General features: G+C 58.1%; 18 protein-coding genes. 14 read left to right on the top strand and 4 right to left on the bottom strand.

Annotation, left to right across the window (positions count from 1 at the left end; genetic code table 11):
• The 3 genes from C7H10_RS13185 (at position 1) to C7H10_RS13175 (ending at position 5,356) form a co-directional block, all read left to right on the top strand.
• Positions 1 to 2,151 (top strand): 3-hydroxyacyl-CoA dehydrogenase NAD-binding domain-containing protein, encoded by a 2,151-nt coding sequence (locus C7H10_RS13185; protein WP_106695263.1) that lies wholly within the window; start codon positions 1 to 3, stop codon positions 2,149 to 2,151.
• A gap of 266 nt (positions 2,152 to 2,417) precedes the next feature.
• Positions 2,418 to 4,592 carry a carboxy terminal-processing peptidase gene (locus tag C7H10_RS13180; RefSeq protein WP_106695262.1) on the top strand — a complete coding sequence of 725 codons (2,175 nt, stop codon included), beginning with the start codon at positions 2,418 to 2,420 and terminating at the stop codon, positions 4,590 to 4,592.
• A gap of 5 nt (positions 4,593 to 4,597) precedes the next feature.
• A complete protein-coding gene (locus tag C7H10_RS13175; RefSeq protein ID WP_106695261.1) occupies positions 4,598 to 5,356 on the top strand; it encodes a helix-turn-helix domain-containing protein in 759 nt (252 codons plus the stop codon).
• Here C7H10_RS13175 and mtnA read toward each other — a convergent pair.
• Positions 5,345 to 6,400: an S-methyl-5-thioribose-1-phosphate isomerase gene (mtnA, locus tag C7H10_RS13170; RefSeq protein ID WP_106695260.1), complete on the bottom strand. Its 1,056-nt coding sequence runs from the start codon at positions 6,398 to 6,400 to the stop codon at positions 5,345 to 5,347. The genes C7H10_RS13175 and mtnA overlap by 12 nt on opposite strands.
• Before the next feature lie 194 nt (positions 6,401 to 6,594).
• Here mtnA and C7H10_RS13165 point away from each other — a divergent pair, with 194 nt between their 5' ends.
• From C7H10_RS13165 to rdgC, 8 genes are all read left to right on the top strand, one after another.
• Positions 6,595 to 7,923: a TRZ/ATZ family hydrolase gene (locus C7H10_RS13165; RefSeq protein ID WP_106695259.1), complete on the top strand. Its 1,329-nt coding sequence runs from the start codon at positions 6,595 to 6,597 to the stop codon at positions 7,921 to 7,923.
• 23 nt (positions 7,924 to 7,946) lie between these two features.
• Entirely contained in the window at positions 7,947 to 8,663 is a 717-nt protein-coding gene (gene ubiG / locus C7H10_RS13160; RefSeq protein WP_106695258.1) for a bifunctional 2-polyprenyl-6-hydroxyphenol methylase/3-demethylubiquinol 3-O-methyltransferase UbiG, read from the top strand.
• Entirely contained in the window at positions 8,653 to 9,318 is a 666-nt protein-coding gene (locus C7H10_RS13155) for an HAD family hydrolase (RefSeq protein ID WP_106695257.1), read from the top strand. Before ubiG ends, C7H10_RS13155 begins: the two co-directional genes overlap by 11 nt.
• Before the next feature lie 65 nt (positions 9,319 to 9,383).
• Positions 9,384 to 10,136 carry a YciK family oxidoreductase gene (locus C7H10_RS13150; protein ID WP_106695256.1) on the top strand — a complete coding sequence of 251 codons (753 nt, stop codon included), beginning with the start codon at positions 9,384 to 9,386 and terminating at the stop codon, positions 10,134 to 10,136.
• Complete coding sequence (locus tag C7H10_RS13145) at positions 10,136 to 10,369, top strand: glutaredoxin family protein (protein WP_058090219.1); 234 nt, start codon at positions 10,136 to 10,138, stop codon at positions 10,367 to 10,369. Before C7H10_RS13150 ends, C7H10_RS13145 begins: the two co-directional genes overlap by 1 nt.
• Positions 10,370 to 10,381: 12 nt before the next feature.
• Positions 10,382 to 11,152 (top strand): peroxide stress protein YaaA, encoded by a 771-nt coding sequence (gene yaaA, locus C7H10_RS13140; protein WP_106695255.1) that lies wholly within the window; start codon positions 10,382 to 10,384, stop codon positions 11,150 to 11,152.
• Between the two features lie 26 nt (positions 11,153 to 11,178).
• A complete protein-coding gene (locus C7H10_RS13135; RefSeq protein WP_058090221.1) occupies positions 11,179 to 11,379 on the top strand; it encodes a DUF2788 domain-containing protein in 201 nt (66 codons plus the stop codon).
• A 99-nt stretch (positions 11,380 to 11,478) separates the two neighbouring features.
• Positions 11,479 to 12,405 (top strand): recombination-associated protein RdgC, encoded by a 927-nt coding sequence (gene rdgC / locus C7H10_RS13130; protein ID WP_106695254.1) that lies wholly within the window; start codon positions 11,479 to 11,481, stop codon positions 12,403 to 12,405.
• A gap of 15 nt (positions 12,406 to 12,420) precedes the next feature.
• Here the strand turns inward: rdgC and C7H10_RS13125 are convergent, their stop codons facing one another.
• Positions 12,421 to 15,168 carry a bifunctional acetate--CoA ligase family protein/GNAT family N-acetyltransferase gene (locus C7H10_RS13125; RefSeq protein WP_106695253.1) on the bottom strand — a complete coding sequence of 916 codons (2,748 nt, stop codon included), beginning with the start codon at positions 15,166 to 15,168 and terminating at the stop codon, positions 12,421 to 12,423.
• A gap of 207 nt (positions 15,169 to 15,375) precedes the next feature.
• Between C7H10_RS13125 and C7H10_RS13120 the strand changes: the two genes are divergently transcribed.
• The gene (locus C7H10_RS13120) at positions 15,376 to 16,302 is read left to right on the top strand and encodes a histone deacetylase family protein (protein ID WP_072676983.1); all 927 of its coding nucleotides are present in this window, start codon (positions 15,376 to 15,378) and stop codon (positions 16,300 to 16,302) included.
• Positions 16,303 to 16,317: 15 nt separating this feature from the next.
• On the opposite strand, the gene C7H10_RS13115 is transcribed toward C7H10_RS13120, so the two are convergent.
• Positions 16,318 to 17,244 carry a flagellar protein MotY gene (locus tag C7H10_RS13115; protein WP_083557535.1) on the bottom strand — a complete coding sequence of 309 codons (927 nt, stop codon included), beginning with the start codon at positions 17,242 to 17,244 and terminating at the stop codon, positions 16,318 to 16,320.
• A gap of 159 nt (positions 17,245 to 17,403) precedes the next feature.
• Here C7H10_RS13115 and pyrC point away from each other — a divergent pair, with 159 nt between their 5' ends.
• Together pyrC and rnt are read left to right on the top strand one after the other, a co-directional pair.
• On the top strand, positions 17,404 to 18,435 hold the full coding sequence (gene pyrC / locus C7H10_RS13110; RefSeq protein ID WP_072676982.1) for a dihydroorotase: 1,032 nt from the start codon (positions 17,404 to 17,406) through the stop codon (positions 18,433 to 18,435).
• Positions 18,436 to 18,472: 37 nt separating this feature from the next.
• Positions 18,473 to 19,138: a ribonuclease T gene (gene rnt, locus C7H10_RS13105; protein ID WP_072676981.1), complete on the top strand. Its 666-nt coding sequence runs from the start codon at positions 18,473 to 18,475 to the stop codon at positions 19,136 to 19,138.
• Positions 19,139 to 19,195: 57 nt separating this feature from the next.
• Here rnt and C7H10_RS13100 read toward each other — a convergent pair whose 3' ends face one another.
• On the bottom strand, positions 19,196 to 21,181 hold the full coding sequence (locus tag C7H10_RS13100; protein ID WP_061333123.1) for an SDR family oxidoreductase: 1,986 nt from the start codon (positions 21,179 to 21,181) through the stop codon (positions 19,196 to 19,198).
• Positions 21,182 to 21,541: the final 360 nt, after the last annotated feature.

Genomic DNA, 21,541 nt, shown 5'->3' with positions numbered 1-21,541 from the left:
ATGAGTGCCATCCAATACGACCTGGGTTCAGACCAGATTCTGACCCTGACCATCGACATGCCAGGCCAGTCCGCCAATACCATGAATGGCGAATTTCGGACCGCCCTGACCGACACCGTCAATAAAGTCAAAGGTGACCTGGACAACATCAAAGGTATCATTCTCGCCTCCGCCAAGAAGACCTTCTTCGCCGGCGGCGACCTGAACGAACTGTACAAAGTCACCCGCGAGCAGGCCAAAGAATTCGAAGATATGGTCAACGGCCTGAAAGCCGACATGCGGGTGCTGGAAACCTGTGGCAAACCCGTGGTGGCTGCCATCAACGGCACCGCTCTGGGTGGTGGCCTGGAACTCGCCCTGGCCTGCCACTATCGCGTCGCCATTGATGACGACCGCACCCAGTTGGGCTTACCGGAAGTCACCCTCGGTCTGCTGCCCGGCGGTGGCGGTACCCAGCGCCTGCCCCGGATGATCGGCCTGGAAGCCGCCTTCCCGTTCCTGATGGAAGGAAAGAAGGTGAATCCCAAAGCGGCCCTGAAAGCCGGAATCGTGAATGAGCTGGCCAGCTCACCGGAAGACATGATCGCCAAGGCCCGGGCCTTCATCGAAGCCAACCCCAAGTGCCAGCAGCCCTGGGACCAGAAAGGCTTCCGATTCCCCGGCGGCGCCCCGCACCATCCTGCCATGGCGCAGAAGCTGGCCATCGCACCCGCGATGCTCAAGCAAAAAACCAAGGGCTGTTACCCTGCCCCTGAGCGGATTCTGGCCGCCGCCGTGGAAGGCGCCCAGGTGGACTTCGACAACGGCAGTCTGATTGAAACCCGTTACTTTGCCGAGCTGGCCACCGGTCAGGTGGCCAAGAACATGACCGGCACCTTCTGGTTCCAGCTCAACGCCATCAAGGCCGGTGGTAGCCGCCCGGACGGTGTCGCCCCGGAAACCTTCAAGAAAGTCGGGGTACTGGGTGCCGGCATGATGGGTGCCGGCATCGCCTACTCCACCGCCAGCCGCGGCATTGAGGTGGTTCTGAAAGATGTTTCCGTTGAAAACGCCGAGAAGGGCAAAAACTACTCCGAGAACCTGCTGGCGAAGAAAGTCAGTCGCGGCCGCATGACCGAAGCCCAGAAAGACGAGGTGCTGGCCCGCATTAAAGCCACGGGTTCCGCCGACGACCTGGAAGGTTGCGATCTGATCATCGAAGCCGTGTTCGAAGACAGCGATCTCAAAGCCAAGGTAACCCAGGAAGCCGAGCCGAAAATGGTGGCCAACGGCATCTTTGCCTCCAACACCTCCACCATTCCCATTACCCAGTTGGCCAAGGCTTCTGCCAAGCCGGACAACTTCATCGGTCTGCACTTTTTCTCCCCGGTGGACAAAATGCAGCTGGTGGAAATCATCGTTGGCGAGAAAACCTCCGATGACACCCTGGCTCGGGCGTTCGACTACGTGCAGCAAATCGGCAAGATCCCCATCGTGGTGAACGACAGCCGCGGCTTCTTCACCTCCCGAGTGTTCGGTACGTTCGTGAACGAAGGCATCAGTATGCTGGCTGAAGGCATTCATCCCTCAAGTATCGAGAATGCAGGGCTTCTGGCCGGCATGCCGGTGGGGCCACTGGCCATCTCCGACGAAGTCAGCATGACGCTGATGCAGCACATCCGCGCGCAGAGCAAGAAAGACACCGAAGCCGCCGGCGGCACCTGGCAGCCACACCCGGCCGAAGCTGTCATCGATGCCATGGTCGACACCCACGGTCGCAAGGGCAAAGCCGCCGGTGCCGGTTTCTACGAGTACCCGGAGAAAGGTAAAAAGTACCTGTGGCCGGAACTGGAGAACCTGTTCGTAGACCAGGCCAAGGCTCGCAGCGTCCAGCTGCAGGACCTGAAAGACCGCATTCTGTTCATGCAGGCGATCGAGAGCATCCGTTGTCTCGAGGAAGGCGTGCTGAGAACCGTCGAAGATGCCAACATTGGCAGCATCTTCGGCATCGGCTACGCCCCCTGGACGGGCGGTGCCATCCAGTTCGTCAACCAGTATGGGGTTCGCGCTTTCGCTGAACGGGCGCAGCAGCTGGCGGACCAGTATGGTGAGCGCTTCACGCCACCAGCACTGCTTCTGCAAAAGGCAGAAAACAACGAGTCCTTCGCCTGACCCAGCCGGCCGGAGGGATTCCTCCTCCGGCCATTTTACGCCCCCTCCTCTTTACTTCCTGCAACCTGCCCCAATCTGAAAAGATAGGCAGCAACGTATATGGACATATTGTCACGAAGCGATACCCATGGCCTATGGCAACAGGTGTAGCGGTTGCCTACAATAAATTCATTACGGGTCAGAGCCGTCGTCGCAGTCAACGGCATCTGAACATGTTAGGCTGAAATCCAATTGTTCAGCCGCCCAGTATCGTCAGGTATGCATTTATGACCATTGCAGAAAAACTCATGCAGCGTCACGCCAAGCCATCCAGAGCCAGGAGGGTGGGTGCATGCACGGCAATGACTCTCTCGTTGTTGATGTCCGGGATGTCCGTCGCGCAGGCAAAGATTGACGATACAGCGGTTTATCAGCCCGTAGCCCCGACCATTGACCAGGCCCGGGCCAACATCCTGATTGCTCGCCAACTGCAATTCACACATTTCCGTAATCTCGGCATCAGTGATGAGCTGTCTGGCGATGTATTCGATGCGTACCTGAAATACCTGGATGGCCAGCGCATCTATCTGTCCCAACAGGATATCGACCTGCTCGCCAAGGCTAAGTCCCGGCTCGGTTCCGCCCTGAAAACAGGCCAGCTTCAGCCAGGTTTCGAAATTTACAACCTCGTTCAGCAGCGCATCATCGAGCGGCTTCAGTTTGCCCTGAACATTATTGATAACGGCCTGGATGAGCTCGATTTCAACACCGATGAGCGCATTCGGGTGGATCGCTCCAAGGCCGACTGGGAGCCAGACCAGGAAGCCCTGGATGCCCTTTGGATCAAAAGAATCAAAAATGCCGTACTGGCCCAGCGCCTCAACGGCACGGAAGACGACACCATCAAAGACAATCTGCGCCGCCGGTATGAAGGTCAGCTCAAGCGCGCCTATCAGGCCCGCAGCGAGGATGCGTTTCAGGCGTACATGAATGCCTTTGCCGGCATGTGGGACCCACACACGTCCTATTTCTCACCGCGCACCTCTGAAAACTTCAACATCAACATGAGCCTGTCACTTGAGGGTATCGGTGCGGTCCTGCAATCCGACAACGAATACACCAAAGTGGTTCGCCTGGTGCCGGGTGGCCCCGCCGCCAAGCAGGGCCAACTGCAAACGGCAGACCGTATCGTGTCTGTCGCCCAGGAGGGCGAAAGACCTGTCAACGTGATTGGCTGGCGCCTGGATGAAGTGGTTGACTTGATTCGTGGCCCCCGAAACTCCACCGTCACCCTGGAAGTGATTCCGGCCAACGCCGCTGACGAGAGCGTTACCCGCTCTATTGCCATCAGCCGCGATGAAGTCAAACTGGAAGAACAGAGCGCCAGCAAGGACATCATTGAGCTGGACCGTTCCGGCGAAACCTACCGGGTTGGCGTGATCACCATTCCGACCTTCTACGCCGATTTCCAGGCCATGCAGGCTGGCGACCCCAATTACAAGAGCACCACGCGGGACGTTCGCAGGCTGCTGGATGACCTCAAAGAACAGGGTGTGGATGGTGTGGTCATGGACCTCCGCAACAACGGCGGCGGTGCCCTGCATGAGGCCAATGACCTGGTAGGCCTGTTTATCGACAAGGGCCCCACCGTGCAGATTCGTAACGCCAATAATGATGTGCAGATTCTTAACGACGAAGACCCCTCGGTTGCCTACGACGGCCCCCTGGTGGTTTTGGTGAATCGCATGAGTGCCTCGGCCTCGGAGATCTTTGCCGGCGCCATTCAGGATTACGGCCGTGGCCTGGTGGTGGGCTCTCAGACGTTCGGCAAGGGTACGGTTCAAGCCGTGCGGCCACTGAACCACGGCCAGCTGAAGATCACCCAATCCAAGTTCTATCGGGTGTCTGGTGGTTCTACCCAACATAAGGGTGTCATTCCGGATATCGAGATTCCGTCACGGGTCGACACGTCGCGAATTGGCGAAGACGCGCTGGATCATGCCCTGCCCTGGGACCAGATCGAAGCCGTGCCCCACACCCGGTACTTTGATTTCAGCGGTGTTATTGACGAACTGCGCAGGCGCCATGAAGCCCGTTTCTCGGCCAGCCCCGAATTCAGCCTGCTGGAGCAGGAAATTGAGTTCCTGACCAAGCAACGTGAAATGACCTACGTCAGCCTCAATATGGATGAACGCAAGGCACACCACGAACAGATTGAGAGAACTCGGCTGACCATTGCCAACGCACGTCGGGAACTGCGCGGAGAAGAGCCGTTCAAGACCCTGGATGAGCTGGAACAATGGCAGGACGAACAGGCCGCAGATCTCGACAGCACTGATGAAGAGCTGGACTTCGTGATCCGGGAAGGCGGTCATATCATGGCCGACCTGCTCGAGCTTGATCAGCGTACCGCGTCTATCCTTAAGCCAGCGCAATTTGCCGCCAAGGCTGACGCCAGATAATCGCTATGGCTGACCGGGCAACGAAGGATCAACCGGAAAGCAGCCAACGGGCCCGCGTACTGCAGGACATGCTGCTGGACGCCCTGCATGCCATGCGTTCCATGGAGCAGGTGGAGAGCATTGAGGCGCCCAGCGGCCGGAATAAAACCTCCGACGGCATTATCGATCGCATTGTGGGCTTTACCGGCTCGGCACTCCGCCTGGGTGCCCGGGCCACCGATACCTCATTGCGGGTCGGGCGGGCCCTGGTCAATTCCCAGGACCAGCTGCGAACCATGCTCGCTGCCGGCCAGTCCCTGAAAGACATCCGGGAGGTGGCCGGCCTAACCCTGTCTGAGATGAGCGAGGCGCTTAACCTCAAGGATAAGTCCCTGCTTGAGGCTATCGAAAACGGCACATCCACCCTTTCTTTCGAGCTCATCTTGCGTCTGGCGGCGTTGATCGCCAGGAACGATCCTATTCCGTTCATCATGCGCACCACCCGGAACTATAATCCGGAGGTCTGGCAGATTCTGAACGATTGGGGCATCGGCCGAATTCCCCTGCAGTTCGAGCGGGAAAGGGAATTTATCAACATTTTCCGACGCCACGATGACGCCCGCAATCTCTCGGACGAGGGGTTCCGTAAGGTATTGGAGTTCACCCGGCACAGTTTCGAAATGTCGATGCACTTTATCGAACAGCAGGAAGCCGAGATGGAGGAACTGAAGGCAAGCCTGCAGCCCTCCGGACCTACAGAGAAAAAAGCGCCCTCAGGCAAATAATGCACGCATACCGGTGATGTTCGGATTCCTGACAGCGCCTTTTTCCGTGACAATCGCATCGATCAGGCTGGCTGGCGTCACATCAAACACCGGGTTGAACACCTCCACGCCAGCCGGTGCCAGCGGAATTCCCCGAATTTCCCGAACCTCGATGCCATCACGTTCTTCGATAGGAATATCCTGGCCGGACTCCAGCGCCATATCCACTGTGCTGGAGGGTGCCACCACCATGAAACCGACCTTGTGATGGCGGGCCAGAACGGCCAGATTGTATGTACCTATCTTGTTCGCCACATCGCCATTGGCGGTAATCCGGTCGGCCCCAACGATCACCCACTTAACTCTGCCGGACGCCATGATGGCCGCCGCTGCACCATCGGCGTTCAGGGTGACCGGAATCTTGTCGCGGGTGAGTTCCCACGCTGTCAGCCTGCTGCCCTGCAACCAGGGCCGGGTTTCGTCCGCGTACACCCGGCTCAGCAGCTTTTCCTCGTGCAACCGGCGTATCACGCCGAGTGCCGTGCCATAGCCGCCGGTTGCCAGGGCACCGGTGTTGCAGTGCGTCAGCACCGACATGGCCTTTTCAGGCGCCATGACTTCCAGCGCATGATCCGCCATGGCAAGGTTCGCCGCCAGATCTTCCTCATGAATGCGCACTGCCTCGACGGCCAGCTGATGGGTGGCTTCGGTCAGGGATTCACAGCGCTCAAACACGCCTTTCATGCGCTCAAGAGCCCAGAACAGGTTAACCGCCGTTGGCCTGGATTGCGCCAGCTCGTCAATGGCCTTGTGCACCTCTGCCCGCCAATCGCCTGCGCCCGCGTGCCTGGCGGCCAGGGCAACACCATAGGCGGCACTGATGCCGATCGCAGGGGCTCCGCGCACCACCATATCAGTAATGCACTGGGCGACACCGGAAGCGCCTTCCGCTTTAATCCAATGCTCTTCTGCAGGCAGCAGGCGTTGGTCCAGCAACTCGAGGCTATCGCCATGCCAGCGCAGGGCCACGGTGCCCATCGATCGATTGGCGGTGTGTTTTGCCATAGTCAACTCCATTCCGGTGGCTGAAAGCCGCCAGTATAACGCCAAGGCGCCCGTTTGCCTGCCCGGTTTGAGCATCAATGCCCTTCTGGCAAGGCATGACCTTGCCGTCGGGGTAGTTCTGCCATCGGCAGCTGGTTATACTTTGCAGCTGAATTTCAGGGCTTGGCCAAGCCCCTCAACACAAAGGCAGGTTAATGACGGCAGACACCATCACCGCAGCCGATATTCGAATCAATGCCCGCTGGCTGATTCCCGTAGAACCCTTCGGCATTGTGCTGGAGCACCAGGCGGTGATCCTGCAGGGCTGCCGCATTGCAGATGTGCTGTCGCAATCAGAGGCAGACCTGAAATACCGCACCCGCGAGACCGTCAACCTTGACCGGCATGTGGTCCTGCCCGGGCTCATCAACCTGCACGGCCACACCGCCATGTCTCTGTTCCGGGGCCTGGCAGACGACCTGCCGCTGATGACATGGCTGAACGACCACATCTGGCCCGCCGAAGGCAAATTCGTCAGCGAGCCGTTTGTGCTGGACGGCACGCGGCTGGCGATGGCGGAAATGCTGCGCACCGGCACCACCACCTTCTCCGACATGTACTTCTTTCCGGAAGTGACTGCCCAGGTGGCCCACGATGCTGGTATGCGTGCCCAGGTCTGCTTTCCGCTGATGGATATGCCCACGGTCTGGGGTTCCGGGCCGGACGAGTACCTGCGTAAAGGGGCGGCCCTGATCGAACAATGGCAGGGTGACGACTACATCATGCCGGCGATTGGCCCCCATGCCCCCTACACGGTTTCTGACCAGCCACTGAAAGACGCCGTCAACCTGGCGGAGAAAACGGGCGCGGCGATCCAGTTGCACCTGCACGAGACTGCCTTTGAAGTTGATGAGGCAGTGAAAGCTTCAGGCAAGCGACCTGTCACCCGGATGGCGGAACTGGGAGTTCTTGGCAGGAACACCCAGTGTGTACACATGACCCAGATTGACGATTCCGACATGGAACAACTGGCGCACTCCGGCGCCCACATCGTGCACTGCCCGGAATCAAACCTGAAACTGGCCAGCGGCCTGTGCCCGGTGCAGAAACTGATGGACCACGGTATCAATGTCACCATCGGCACGGATGGCGCCGCCAGTAACAACGACCTGGACCTGTTCGGTGAACTGAAAACCGCCGCCATGGTCGCCAAGGTAGTGGCTGGGGATGCCTCGGCATTGTCCGCCCACCGGGCGCTGGAAATGGCCACCCTGAACGGCGCCCGAGCGCTTGGACGGGAACAGGAATTGGGTTCCCTGGTGGCCGGCAAGCTGGCAGACCTGATTGCCGTGGACCTGAGCGATCCCTTCCTGCAGCCGGTCTACGACCCGGCATCCCACCTGGTTTACAGCAACCATGGACGGGCAGTAAGCCACAGCTGGATTCACGGCGTACCTCAATTACAGGACGGTCGCCTGACCCGTATCGATGTGCCTGACCTGATGCTTCGGGTCGGTGAATGGCGGCAACAGATTCTCAGTTAACCTTTTCACCCAGGTGTAGCACCATGAGCAACCAGAACGTAGACCAGAACGAGATTGCCAAGTTTGAGGCCCTGGCCAGCCGTTGGTGGGACCCCACCAGCGAGTTTAAACCGCTGCACGACATCAATCCCCTGCGGTTGAATTACATTGACGAGCGGGTAGCCCTGGCCGGCAAAAAGGTGCTGGACGTCGGTTGCGGCGGTGGCCTGTTGTCGGAAGGCATGGCCCTGCGTGGCGCCCATGTAACCGGAATCGATATGGGTGAAGCGCCCTTGTCAGTGGCAAAACTGCATGGCCTGGAATCGGGCGTGAATGTTGATTACCGGCAAACCACCGTCGAAGAGCTGGCGCGTGATCCGCAACATGCGGGCCAGTATGACGCGGTCACCTGCCTGGAAATGCTGGAGCATGTGCCGGACCCCGCTTCGGTTATCCGTGCCTGCGCCGCCATGTTGCGCCCCGGTGGCCACATGTTTGTCTCCACCATCAACCGTAACCCGAAGTCGTTCCTGTTTGCCATTGTGGGCGCCGAATACGTACTCAACATGCTGCCCAAGGGCACCCATGAGTGGAAAAAGTTCATCCGGCCTTCGGAGATGTCCGACTACCTGCGTCATGCCGGCCTGGAAGTCCAGGAACTCACTGGCATGACCTACAACCCGCTGACCAAGGTGTACAAACTGGGCCGGGATGTCGACGTCAACTACCTGATGCACGCGCGGGATATTCGTGAAGACTGACGCTCTCCCTTCAGCCGTGCTGTTCGATCTGGACGGCACGCTGATTGATACCGCCCCGGATTTTATCCGCTGCCTGAATATGCTGCGGCAACAGCACGAGCTGGCGCCCTTGCCGGCGGAGCATATCCGGCGTTCGGTATCTAACGGCGCCCGGGCGATGATCCGGGTCGGCTTTGGCCTGGAGCCGGAACACCCGGATTACCTGGAAAAGCACACGGCGTTTCTGGACCTGTATGAAGCCGGTGTCGCCATCGAAACCACACTGTTCGAAGGCATGGACGAGTTGCTGCGTGATCTGGAAAGCCGGTCTATTCCCTGGGGCATTGTCACCAACAAGCCCGCCCGGTTTGCCATTCCCCTGATCGAAGCCCTCGGGCTTGCAGAACGATGCGCCACGCTGATTTGCCCGGACCATGTGACCGAGCGCAAACCTCACCCTGAATCACTTTTCCTGGCGTGCCGGGAGATTGGCGCAGAGCCGAAACTGGCAGTCTACGTGGGTGACCACGAACGGGACATCGAAGCAGGCCGGAACGCGGGTATGCGCACCATCGCCGTTCGCTATGGCTACATTGAGCAACCGGAATCGGTTGACCTGTGGCAAGCCGATATCATTGTCGATACGGTCAGCGACCTGGCAAAGCTGTTACAATAGCGGCCAATTCATTTTCATCACCGGCCCCAAGCTGGCCAGTAACCGCCTGAACACGGAGACAGGTTATGCAAGATTACCAGGCACCCGCCGATCTTCTGAAAGACCGCATTGTCATGGTAACCGGAGCCGGTAGCGGCATCGGCCGCGCCGCTGCCAAAACCTATGCTGCCCATGGCGCCACCGTTATCCTGGTTGGCCGCACCGTAGGCAAGCTGGAAGAGGTTTACGATGAAATTGAAGCTGCCGGGCACCCGCAACCGGCCATCGTGCCGATGAACTTCGAGGGTGCGGCGGTCAAGGAATACGAAGAACTGGCGATGACCCTGGAAGAGAACTTCGGCCGGCTTGACGGATTGCTGCATAACGCAGGCATTCTGGGCTCCCGCAGCCCGGTAGAGCTTTATGATCCTGAAATCTGGAACAAGGTGATGCAGGTAAATGCCACTGCCCCGTTTTTACTCAGCCGGGCGATGATTCCCCTGCTGCGCAAATCCGATGATGCTTCCATGATTTTTACCTCGTCTGGCGTTGGTCGCCAGGCCCGGGCTTACTGGGGCGCCTACGCGGTATCGAAATTTGCGGTTGAAGGCCTGAGCCAGTTGCTGGCGGATGAACTGGATGACAACCGCCACAACATCCGGGTAAACAGTCTGAACCCTGGTGCTACCCGTACCAATATGAGAGTGCTGGCTTATCCGGCGGAAAACCCGAACCAGAACCCGGCTCCGGAAGAACTGATGCCGGTGTACCTGTACCTGATGGGCAAAGACAGCCAGGGTATCAACGGCCAGCAAATCGACGCGCAGCCGAAGAAATAATGGAACTCCTGTTTTACACCACTTCCCAGTGTCATTTGTGCGAGCTGGCAGAAGCGCTTTTGGTCAGCACACCCATGCCGGAGCCGATCCCTGTGGATGTGGTAGACATAGCCCAGTCTGAAGAACTGGTTGAGCGGTACGGCACACGCATTCCGGTGCTGCGCCGTAACGACACCGGCGCGGAGCTGGACTGGCCGTTCACCAGGGACCAGTTACTCACGTTTCTGCAATGAGGATCCGCTGATATGCTGATGATCATCTCCCCCGCCAAGACCCTCGACTACGACAGTCCGTTGGCGACGGAAACCTACACTCAACCGGATTTTCTGGACGATGCCTGCGAGCTGATCGACCAGCTCAAGGAACTGGAGCCGCATCAGGTCAGTAACCTGATGAGCATCAGCGACAAACTCGGCCAACTCAACGCCGACCGGTTCCGCACCTGGCACACCCCCTTTACACCGGACAATGCCCGCCAGGCGATCCTGGCCTTCAAGGGCGATGTCTATACCGGGCTGGACGCCGAAAGTTTCTCTGAACAGGATTTCGCCTTCGCCCAGAAGCATCTGCGCATGCTTTCCGGCCTGTACGGCCTGCTCAAGCCGCTGGACCTGATGCAGCCATACCGCCTGGAGATGGGCACCAGGTTCGAGAACCAGCGAGGCAAAGACCTTTACGCTTTCTGGGGCAGCAAGATTACCGAAGCCCTGAACGAATTGCTGGCGCAAGACGACCAGGTGCTGGTTAACCTTGCCTCCAACGAGTACTTCAAGAGTGTGCAAAAGAAGCAGCTCGACGGCCGCCTGATTACGCCCCAGTTCAAGGACTGGAAAAACGGCCAGTACAAGATGATCAGCTTCTATGCCAAGAAAGCCCGGGGCCTGATGTGCCGCTACGCTATCCAGAACCAGATTACCCAGGCCGACGACCTCAAGGGCTTTAACCTTGAAGGCTATTATTTCAGCGAAGACCAATCCGATAAAAACAATTGGGTTTTCCTGCGGGATGAACAGTAACCGTACCTGTTGATATCGGAGTAACCATGAACGAAGCAGTCTTCTCCCAGATCGCCATGCTGGTGTTTCTGACGGGCCTTATTGTCTGGATGGGTTTCATCGTTTGGGATCTGGCCAAAAAATCCCAGGCCGGAAAGTTCGGCACCATTGCCCTGTTTACCGTGCTGGGCGCCGGTGTTGTCGGCTTTATCGTGAAAACCGTGCTGGTAGAAATCATGCAGATCTGATGTGCCCGGATAGCCGTCACTTTACGGCCGCCACCGTGTGGCCGTATCATCCCCTGCCCTTTTGCAACGCTCCGAACAAACAGCAAGGATTCAGCCCTAATGTGGTTTCGTAACGCCCGGATTTTCCGTTTCACCAAGCCTTTTGATATTACCGCCGAAGCCCTGGAAGAAAAGCTGCAGGCAGATGCCTTCAAGCCCTGCGGCCCGCAAGAAACCACCCGCCAGGGCTGGGTGCCTCCGCTCGGAAAACACGGTGCGCAATTGGTTCACAGTGCCAACGGTTACCACCTGATCGCCCTGCGCAAGGAAGAAAAAATTCTGCCGGGCCCGGTGGTCAAAGAAGCGGTGGAAGAACGTGCGGAGGCCATCGAACTGGATCAGGGCCGCAAAGTGCGCAAGAAGGAAAAAGAGGAAATCAAAGAGCAGGTCATGCTGGAAATGCTGCCCCAGGCCTTTTCCCGCAACCGCCGCTGCCTTGCTTACCTGGCACCGCAGGACGGTGTACTGGTGGTCGATGCCGGCTCAGCCAAACAGGCGGAAGACCTCGCCTCAACCCTGCGCAAGAGCCTGGGCTCACTGCCGGTTCGGCCGCCGGCGGTAGAGCAGGCACCTGCCTTTACCTTCACCGGCTGGCTGACGGAAAGCATCGATCACCCTGCCAATATCGTGCTGGGCAGCGAATGCGAACTCAAGGATCCCTCAGAAGACGGCGGCGTAGTGCGTTGCAAGGGCCTGGACCTGAAAGCCGATGAAATTCGCAACCACCTGGAAACCGGCATGCAGGTCACCAAACTCGCGCTGACCTGGGATGACAACGTCTCTTTCGTTCTGGATGAAGAACTGGGCATTCGCCGGCTGAAATTCGGTGAAACCCTGCAGGACCAGTTGGATGATGTGGATGTAGACGACGCCCTGGCCAAGTTCGACGCCGCCTTTACGCTGATGACCCTGGAACTCTCCCGAATGATTCCCGGGCTGCTGGAAGCGCTCGGCGGTGAAGACCGATCCGCGATCGTCGAAGAATAAGGCCAAAGGGGGTACTTACAGGTGCCCCCCTTTCCCCAGCCGCTCTTTCTGCCAGTCTTTCACCGGCTCATTCAGCACCAGCCGCAGGTCCATAACCTCTTCTTCCGGGTTGTACTTGGTTTCAAACCCTAAATGCTCCGCAAGCTTCAACATGGGGCGGTTATCCGGAAGCACATTGCCAATCATCTCCATGGTACCCCGGGCGCGGCAGTAGTCGATCATCTTCTGCATCAGCGCCACACCCAGTCCCTCACCTTTCATCCGGTCGTCCACCATCACGGCAAACTCACAGCGCAGGTTGTCTGCGTCGGTCCAGGTACGGACGGTGCCCAGTGTCTCTTCCCCCTCACCATCCAGCCTTGGCGCATTGGCGATAAACACCATTTCCCGGTCGTAATCTATCTGCACCATCTGGGCCACGTCTTCCCGGGAGAAATGCTTTCGGTACTGGAAGAACCGGTAACGAATGGACTCTGGTGACTGATGTTCGTGGAATGAACGGTGGGCCGGCTCATCTTCCGCCAGCACCGGGCGGATAATGACTCGCCGACCGGATTTTGGCAGCACAATCCACTCTTCCAGCTCCCTCGGATATGGCTGGATGATCGGTTTGCCCCGGCGGTCATCCAGATCAATGGCAATGTTTACCGCCACCGCCCCCTGCTCATTGAACAGCAGTGGCGCAATCTCCAGGCCCCGAATCTCCGGGATGTCGATGACAATCTGGGACAGGGTGACCAATGTCTCCGACACGGCACGAATGTCTTCCTCAGGCTTGAGGCTATGCTCCTTCAACAGTTTGTACATGTAGGTGCGGCGCAGCAGCTCGCGGGCCAGCACCATGTTCAGCGGCGGCAAGGCAATTTGCCGGTCGGTCATGATGTTGATCTGAGCCCCCGCTGCACCGCACACCACCAGCGGGCCGAACAAGTTGTCCCGAGTGATCCCCACACTGAATTCAATGCCGCCCACATGCTGATACGAACGCTGCACGGCAAAACCGAGAAATCCGCTGCGGGGGAAGTGCTCCCTGTACTCATCCATCAGGAAGCGGCAGCTATCGATAATGGCTTGCTCACTGTTGAGCTTTTTGACCGTGCCTTTGTAACGGCGCTGGGTAGGGCTCAGGTCCAGAAACGGAAAGCAGCCCTGTTCATGCACCACCGTAATATCAATGGGCCGGCGTTCCACCGCAAACACCTCAAGCACTTCTTCGACATCGTCACAGTAAACGGTGTCGATGGTGTTGATGCCATAATCACAGATCACCCGCCGGGCTTCGCGGTTGGACAGATGCCTCCGGCCATCGCTCAGTGCCCGGGCCACGAGTTTCCGGGTATTGGCACGGTCGGCGAAATGGTCGGTGAAGGATTCCGGTGTTTCTGTCAGCAGCCTCTGCACCCGCTGGTGACGAACGTGCTGCATAAAGGCCATGACCGCCTTCTCCGGATTGAAGAACGACGGCAGGCCGGCACGATAAAATTCTTCACGGGAATCCATCACCGTGCTCTGCCCCAGCCAGCAGGTGAAAATGTTCAGCCGTGTGCCCTTGGAAGCCTGCACCACCGCATCGGCAATCTGCAGGCTGTCCTCGATCAGGGTTGGTGCATACATCACCAACACGTTGGCCACGTTCGGGTCTTTGGCTAGAATCTTGATCGCCTTGCCATAAAGTTCTGGCGTGGCGTCGTAGTTGAGGTCGATCGGGTTTTTCCGGGTCCAGTAGGCCGGCAGCAGCTCCGCCAGGGCATCAACGGACTGCTCCGACAGTTCCGCCAGTTCGCCGCCCAGGTCGGCCAACCGGTCCACCGCCAGCACACCGGGGCCAACCCCGTTGGCCATGATCGCCAACGATTCGCGCCGCAGCGGGCGCATTCGGGTCAGGGTTTCCAGGGCATCAAACATCTGGCCCAGGCCGTCCACCCGCAACACACCGGCTCTCTGGAGCATGGCATCGTAAATCGGGTCACTGCGCTTGATGCCGGCCGGTAACTCATGGGCGAACCACTCCGACTCCGGCACCCGGCCGGATTTCACCGCAATGACCGGTTTGGTCCGGGAGGCTACCCGTACCGCCGACATAAAGCGGCGGGGATTGGGAATATTTTCGATGTGCAAAAGGATAGCGCGGGTCTGGGTGTCCTGGGCCAGGTAATCGATCAGGTCGTCGTGATCAATGTCCATGCCGTCGCCCAGTGTCAGGAAGTAGGAAAACCCGACACCCCGGGCAAAAGCCCAGTCAATCACCGAACTGGCAATGGTGCCGGACTGCCCCACAAACGCCACCCGTCCGGGAATGGCGCCCATGTGTGCATAGGTGGCGTTAAGATGACGTGCCGGCACCATCAGGCCGATGGTATTGGGCCCCAATACCCGAATGCCGGTTTCCCGGGCCGCGTCCCGCACCGAATACATCAACGGCTGCCCGGTTTTACTGTGGGTACGTGACATACCGCCGGTCATCACAATGGCGGTACGCACACCACATTCGCCGAGCTTTCGAATCATTTTTGGCACAGTATCCGGTGGCGTACAGATAATGGCCAGGTCCGGGCTAAAATCCAGTTTCGAGACCTTCTTGACGCAAGGAACCCCGTGCACGTTGTCGTAGTCAGTCTGGTTGACCACTACCAGGCGGCCCGGATAGCCGCCACCCAGCAGGTTCCGGAGTACCATACCACCGAGGTTCTCGGCCCGTTCGGAAGCACCAATCACAGCAATGGATTCAGGATTGAACAGGCTTTCCAGATAGCGGGTACTCAAGGTGACTCTCCCTGACCATGGGCGACGAAGATATGGATAAGAATCTCAATAAAACAGGATACTTATCAATGTATAACTTATCTTAGATGGGTATTTCCTGATGTACATCCGGTATCACAACCATTAGACCAAAGAAATACGACAAACTTCGGTTTTCCCTGATAACATGGCCTGAAAAATAAGCATATTCGGGTTCAGGCTAGACGTATGACCACGGCATTTTTTTCCCACGATGACTGCATGAAGCACAATATGGGCCCGGAGCACCCGGAATGCCCTGAGCGAATCTCCACCATACTCGCGTATCTGGCAGACACTCACCTGGAACGGGATCTGGACTGGGTTCGACCAGAAGAAATTACCCGTGACCAGCTGTTAACGGTGCACCCCGAGACTTACCTTCAACAGCTGGATATGATGCAGCCTACCCGGGGCCGGGTGTTTACCGATCCGGACACCGCCATGATGCCGGATACCCTGCGCGCCGCCCGATTGGCCGCCGGCGGCAATATCCAGGCGGTCGATATGGTGATGAGCAGTCAGGTGACCAACGCGTTTGTCTGCGCCCGCCCACCCGGGCACCATGCCGAGCGCTCGAAATCCATGGGGTTCTGCTTCTATAACAACGTGGCACTGGCGGCCATGCGCGCCCTCACCTTCCACCACCTGGAACGGGTTGCGATCGTTGATTTCGATGTGCATCAGGGCAACGGCACGGTAGACATCGTCAGCGGAGACGAACGCATCCTGATGTGCTCCAGCTTCCAGCATCCGTTCTATCCGCACTCCCATGTGCATCGCCAGGCGGACAACATTATCAATGCGCCGATCGAGGCCAACTGCTCAGCTCTGGACTACCGTAAAGCGGTGGAAGCAGCGTGGCTTAAGAAATTGCAGGATTTCCGCCCGCAGCTGGTACTGATTTCCGCCGGCTTTGACGGCCACAAACTCGACCCGATGGCAGAACTGAATCTGGAAGTGGACGACTATCGCTGGTTGACGGAAATGCTGATCAGCGTGGCCCATGACCACGCAAATGACCGGATTGTGTCAACTCTGGAGGGGGGATATCACCTGAAAGCGCTGGCCGAAAGCGTCACCGCCCACCTGGACCTGCTCAGCACGGTTTACTGAGAAGTCCCGCTCCATTCAGCCCGAGAAATCCATACCCGGGCCGTTCGCCTGCTGTAACTCCGGCCGCTCGCCCTGCCGTTGCAAGCGAATGGTAGTACGGCGATTATCCGCATGCCGGCGGGAAACCGGGAACTGGTCACCGTGCCCACGCACAATCAGAAGGTCATCATCGATACCGCGGGATCGCAGATAGTCCGCCACCACATTCGCCCGCTCTTCGGACAGCGCCCGGTTATCGATGCGGCTGCCAACACTGTCTGAATGGCCGTCCACAAATATCCGCTCAACGGTGGAATCCGCCATTACGTAGGTCACGATGTTATCCAGCAGCTGCCTGTCGGTATCAGACAGGCTGGTACTGCCGCTGACAAAGGGAACGCGGGAACGACGAATCTGGTCGTAGTTCACCGGCAGCAGGCTGGATACGCACTCCCGGTAGCCCGAGTACGGGCCTGAGAAATTAACGTTGGAAAGTTGAACCCGCACGGGCCGGTCATCATAACGGGCGGCTCGTGTGACGGTCGGGCGCATCCCCTGCAACAAACCCTGAGTCATCAGGGTTGCCTCACGACTGCTGACCGTGACCGCCCTGGGCTGGTCAGAGACCGTTACCGAGCCGATGGCCCGGGGCGCCACGCCAGGACGCCAGGCTGGCGCTTCCACCACTAGCTGGCCGCGACCGGGGCGCATCACCGGGATCTCGGATTCCAGATAGAAACTCAACGCTTCGCCGGCCCGATGGCGGAAAACCGCCCTGCCGTATCCCGGTACCTCGTGTACCAGAGAACACTCAAACACGGATTCCGACAGGTACCACTGGCTGTTCTCAATGCCGGCACCGTAGCTTGTCGCCAAAACAGGCGTAGCCGCCACTGCAAACAAAGCCGACACGCCTGCAGCTGCCAGCTTTTGATGAAGTATATGGCGAAGCGAATAAGTCATTGTGAGAGCGCCTCGAAAACCGGGTCTGTTTTCAACATGACTGTTTAACGGCGATCAAAATGATTACTTGAGCCACAAAGGGACTGGAATAGCAAAAACATTCCCATCCGCCTTCTGATATAATCCGCAAAATTTTTTGGCTGCTTTGCGGATACCATCATGACCAGAACACTCACCATCACCCGACCCGACGACTGGCACCTGCACGTGCGCGACGGTGCTGTGCTGAACAGCGTGGTGCCGGCCACGGCCGCCTGCTTTGGCCGGGCAATCATCATGCCGAATCTGGTGCCACCGGTAACCGATGCGGCCGCCGCCATGGCTTATCGTGAGCGTATTCGGGCAGCTGCCGGCAGCACCGGCTTTGAACCGCTGATGACACTGTACCTGACGGAAAGTATGACCCCCGAAACCATTCGGGAAGCCAAGGCCGCCGGTGTTGTCGCTGCCAAACTCTACCCCGCGGGCGCCACGACCAATTCCGAGTCCGGCGTTACCGATATCCGCAATATTTACCCGGTTCTTGAAGCCATGGCTGAGTGCGGCATGCTGCTTTTGGTTCACGGCGAAGTGACGGACGCCGACATTGATATCTTCGACCGGGAAAAAGTGTTTCTTGATCGGGTCCTGAGCCCAACCATCGAGGCCTTCCCGACCCTGAAAGTGGTGCTGGAGCACATCACCACGGCGGATTCCGCCGAGTTTGTGCGCGCCCATACCGGCGGCAACCTGGCCGCCACCGTGACGCCACAGCACCTGATGTACAACCGGAATCATATGCTGGTGGGCGGTATCCGCCCCCACCTGTATTGCCTGCCGATCCTGAAACGGAACAAGCATCAGCTGGCGCTGCGCGAAGCGGTTGCCAGCGGCGATCCTCGGTTCTTCCTGGGCACAGATTCCGCACCCCACGCCCGCGACAAAAAGGAAGCCGCCTGCGGCTGCGCCGGTTGCTACTCTGCCTACGGCGCCATTGGCCTGTACGCAGACGTCTTTGAGGAACTCGGCATTCTCGACAAACTGGAAGCCTTTGCCAGCTTCAACGGCGCCGACTTTTACGGCCTGCCACGAAACACCGATGCCATTACCCTGGTACGTGAGCCCTGGACCATGCCAGAGCAACTGCCGTTGGCCGACGGTAACATCGTACCCTTGAAGGCCGGTGAAACCGTTCACTGGCGCATGGCGTAACTCATTATTCATTCATAACACGAACATCGGAGTTCGAGTGTCAGAAGAAAACAAGCCGCCACATCCTATGTCCCAACGCTTCCGTGGCTTCCTGCCGGTGGTTGTCGATGTTGAAACCGCCGGTTTCAATCCGGAGCGAGACGCCCTGCTCGAAATTGCCGCCGTCATACTGACCATGGACGACGATGGCTTGCTGCGCCGGGGGGAAACCCACGTGCAGCAGATTGACCCCTTCGAAGGCGCCAACCTGGAACAGTCTGCCCTGGACTTCACCGGCATCGACCCCTGGAACCCGGAACGTGAGGCAGTCCCTGAGCGAGAAGGCCTGAGCGAAATATTCTCCCCGATCCGCAAGGCGGTGAAAGCCCACGACTGCAAGCGTGCGGTTCTGGTCGGCCACAACGCCACCTTTGACCACAACTTTGTGTTTGCGGCTGCCTTGCGGGCCGACATCAAACGCAATCCGTTCCACCCGTTCTCCACCTTTGACACAGCAACTCTGGCTGGCCTGGCCTATGGCCATACGGTGCTGGCACAGGCCTGTAAACTGGCGGGCATCCCTTTCAGCAACAAGGAAGCCCACTCCGCAGCCTACGATGCAGAAAAAACCGCTGACCTGTTCTGCGGCATAGTGAACCGCTGGAAAGAGCTGGGCGGTTTTCCGCCGCCGCTCATTGAGCCAGAGGAAGAAGCGACAAGCTGATAACCGCCAGAATCAAAAAAACCCGCCGAAGCGGGTTTTTTCTTACCTGGAGACAGCTTACCAGTAGATACCTCGCATAATGGCCGCGAACGCCACCTGCTCGGTCGACACCTTGGGCTTTTCACCCGACTTGCTACCAGCGGCAGACGGAGAATCCGGGAACATCCGGTAACCGGTGTTCATGATAATCTCACCCATCTTCGGCGCCAGGGCGTGCAGAACCTGGGCAAAGACACCCAGGCGAGTAGCAATACGCTTCGGCCGGTAAACGATGGCATCCGCCACCATCTGCGCAGCTTCATCCGGTGACAGCGTGGGTACCGAATCGTAAATCTTGGTCGGCGCAATCATCGGCGTTTTCACCAACGGCATGTTGATGGTGGTGAACGTCAGATTACGGTCAGACCACTCCGCCGCCGCACACCGGCTGAAGGCATCCAGCGCTGACTTCGACGCCACATAGGCCGAGAAACGTGGTGCGTTGGTCAGTACCCCAATGGACGAGATATTCACCACATGGCCACGGCGGCGCTCCAGCATGGCCGGCGCAAAGCCCATGATCAGGCGCACAGAACCGAAGTAGTTCAGCTGCATGGTGCGCTCGAAATCGTGGAAACGGTCAAACGACAAGGACAGCGAGCGTCGAATAGACCGGCCGGCATTGTTCACCAGTACGTCTACATGGCCGTGATTATCCAAAACCGTCTTTACAAAGCGATCACAGTCTTCCATGTCGGAAAAATCGCACTGGTACGCGTGGATATTACCGCCACGGGCTTCCAGATCGGCTGCCACTTCGTCCAGGGTTTCCTTGGTGCGGGCGCCAATCACCAGGATTGCACCGGCTTCCGCCAGCTTCTGGGCAGTTGCCAGACCAATACCGGAAGTGGCACCGGTGACAACACACACCTTGCCTTCCACTGTTCCCTTCAGGGTGCGGTCCTTGAACAGATCCGGGTCCAGGTTACGCTCCCAGTAGTCCCAGATCACAGGCGCATAGCTTGGCAGGCGCGGCACGTCGATGCCGGTGCCTTTCAGCGCCCTTTCAGTTTCACGGGCATCGAAACGGGTCGGATAGTTGATGAACGACATCACCGACGGCGGAATGCCCATATCATCCAGAACGGCACTGGCGATGCGCTTAACCGGTGGCAGATTCTTGATGCTCTGGCGAATGAACGGGGGAATAAAGCCAAACATCCGGGAATCAATACGCATCCCCATTTTGGGAGCGTGGCCCGCCTCGCTGAAGATATTGAGGATTTCACCCACTTTATAGGGATCAGAGTCCACCAGATGGAAACACTTGCCGTCTTCCCCTTCGAGATGGGCAATGTGATCCATGGCGTTCACCACGAAATCGACCGGCACAATGTTCAGGCGGCCGCCTTCAATACCAATGGTGGGAACCCATTGCGGCAAGGCATGGCGAATCTTCTGGATCATCTTGAAGAAGTAGTAAGGGCCGTCAACCTTGTCCATCTCGCCGGTTTCGGAATGGCCAATCACCATGCCGGGGCGATAGATACGGAACGGCACCTTGCACTCATCCCGCACCACTTTTTCGGACTCATGCTTGGTGCGCAGATAGGGGTGGTCCAGCTTCTCGGCTTCCTCAAACATGTCTTCCCGGAAGGTGCCCTTGAACAGGCCTGCCGCCGCTATGGATGACACATGGTGGAAGTGCTTGGCCGCCATGGCCTCAGCCGCCTGAACCGCCGCCCGGGTGCCCTCGATGTTGGTGGCCGCCTGGGACTCTTCATCGGCGCCCATGTCATAGACCGCCGCCAGATGGAAAAAGTGATCGACATTTCCCTTGAGGGATTTCAGGGTCTTGGCGTCGATTCCGAGGTTCTTGCTGGTCAGATCACCAATGACCGCCTTTACCCGGGACTCATCCACACCCCACCGCTCGCGCAGTTTTTCGAGTTTGCCCTGGGACTGTTCACGTACCAGAACATACACCGTACCGCCTCGGGCGAGCAGCTTTTCAACCAGAAAGCGGCCGATAAACCCGGTACCGCCTGTCAGGAAATAATTCATAGGTACTCCATCCTGCCTGTTGCTCTGTTGTTGTCATTACACCAGCACGAGTAAGACTAAAGTCTTACCTGCATTCCATTGGCCGGCATTGTACTTAATTGCAACTTTCATGTATCGAACTTTTTTAGAGCTTTTACTCTGTAACCCTTTGTTTTTGTTAGAGCCTTTACTCTAAAAACCGGCCTTCCGCCTGGCAGAAAATGTCCCTATTGCCGACACACTGAGTTTGAGATTAGCACAGTAAACACCTGCTGCGAGCCTTGCGACCACAATTACCGATGGGCAATGCAAGGCTCGCCCGGCAATGCGATAATCGGGAACTTACCGCGCCAGACGGCGTCACTAACTAGCCACGATCCT

The organism is Marinobacter shengliensis (genome assembly GCF_003007715.1).
Classification (GTDB): domain Bacteria; phylum Pseudomonadota; class Gammaproteobacteria; order Pseudomonadales; family Oleiphilaceae; genus Marinobacter; species Marinobacter shengliensis.
This window is presented reverse-complemented; position numbering and strand designations above follow the sequence as displayed.

Bases quoted from the DNA above. Each gene is read 5' to 3' on its own strand.
- C7H10_RS13185 (WP_106695263.1), top strand. From the start codon at position 1: ATGAGTGCCATCCAATACGACCTGGGTTCAGACCAGATTCTGACCCTG.
- C7H10_RS13180 (WP_106695262.1), top strand. From the start codon at position 2,418: ATGACCATTGCAGAAAAACTCATGCAGCGTCACGCCAAGCCATCCAGA.
- C7H10_RS13175 (WP_106695261.1), top strand. From the start codon at position 4,598: ATGGCTGACCGGGCAACGAAGGATCAACCGGAAAGCAGCCAACGGGCC.
- mtnA (WP_106695260.1), bottom strand. From the start codon at position 6,400: ATGGCAAAACACACCGCCAATCGATCGATGGGCACCGTGGCCCTGCGC.
- C7H10_RS13165 (WP_106695259.1), top strand. From the start codon at position 6,595: ATGACGGCAGACACCATCACCGCAGCCGATATTCGAATCAATGCCCGC.
- ubiG (WP_106695258.1), top strand. From the start codon at position 7,947: ATGAGCAACCAGAACGTAGACCAGAACGAGATTGCCAAGTTTGAGGCC.
- C7H10_RS13150 (WP_106695256.1), top strand. From the start codon at position 9,384: ATGCAAGATTACCAGGCACCCGCCGATCTTCTGAAAGACCGCATTGTC.
- C7H10_RS13145 (WP_058090219.1), top strand. From the start codon at position 10,136: ATGGAACTCCTGTTTTACACCACTTCCCAGTGTCATTTGTGCGAGCTG.
- yaaA (WP_106695255.1), top strand. From the start codon at position 10,382: ATGCTGATGATCATCTCCCCCGCCAAGACCCTCGACTACGACAGTCCG.
- C7H10_RS13135 (WP_058090221.1), top strand. From the start codon at position 11,179: ATGAACGAAGCAGTCTTCTCCCAGATCGCCATGCTGGTGTTTCTGACG.
- rdgC (WP_106695254.1), top strand. From the start codon at position 11,479: ATGTGGTTTCGTAACGCCCGGATTTTCCGTTTCACCAAGCCTTTTGAT.
- C7H10_RS13120 (WP_072676983.1), top strand. From the start codon at position 15,376: ATGACCACGGCATTTTTTTCCCACGATGACTGCATGAAGCACAATATG.
- C7H10_RS13115 (WP_083557535.1), bottom strand. From the start codon at position 17,244: ATGACTTATTCGCTTCGCCATATACTTCATCAAAAGCTGGCAGCTGCA.
- pyrC (WP_072676982.1), top strand. From the start codon at position 17,404: ATGACCAGAACACTCACCATCACCCGACCCGACGACTGGCACCTGCAC.
- C7H10_RS13100 (WP_061333123.1), bottom strand. From the start codon at position 21,181: ATGAATTATTTCCTGACAGGCGGTACCGGGTTTATCGGCCGCTTTCTG.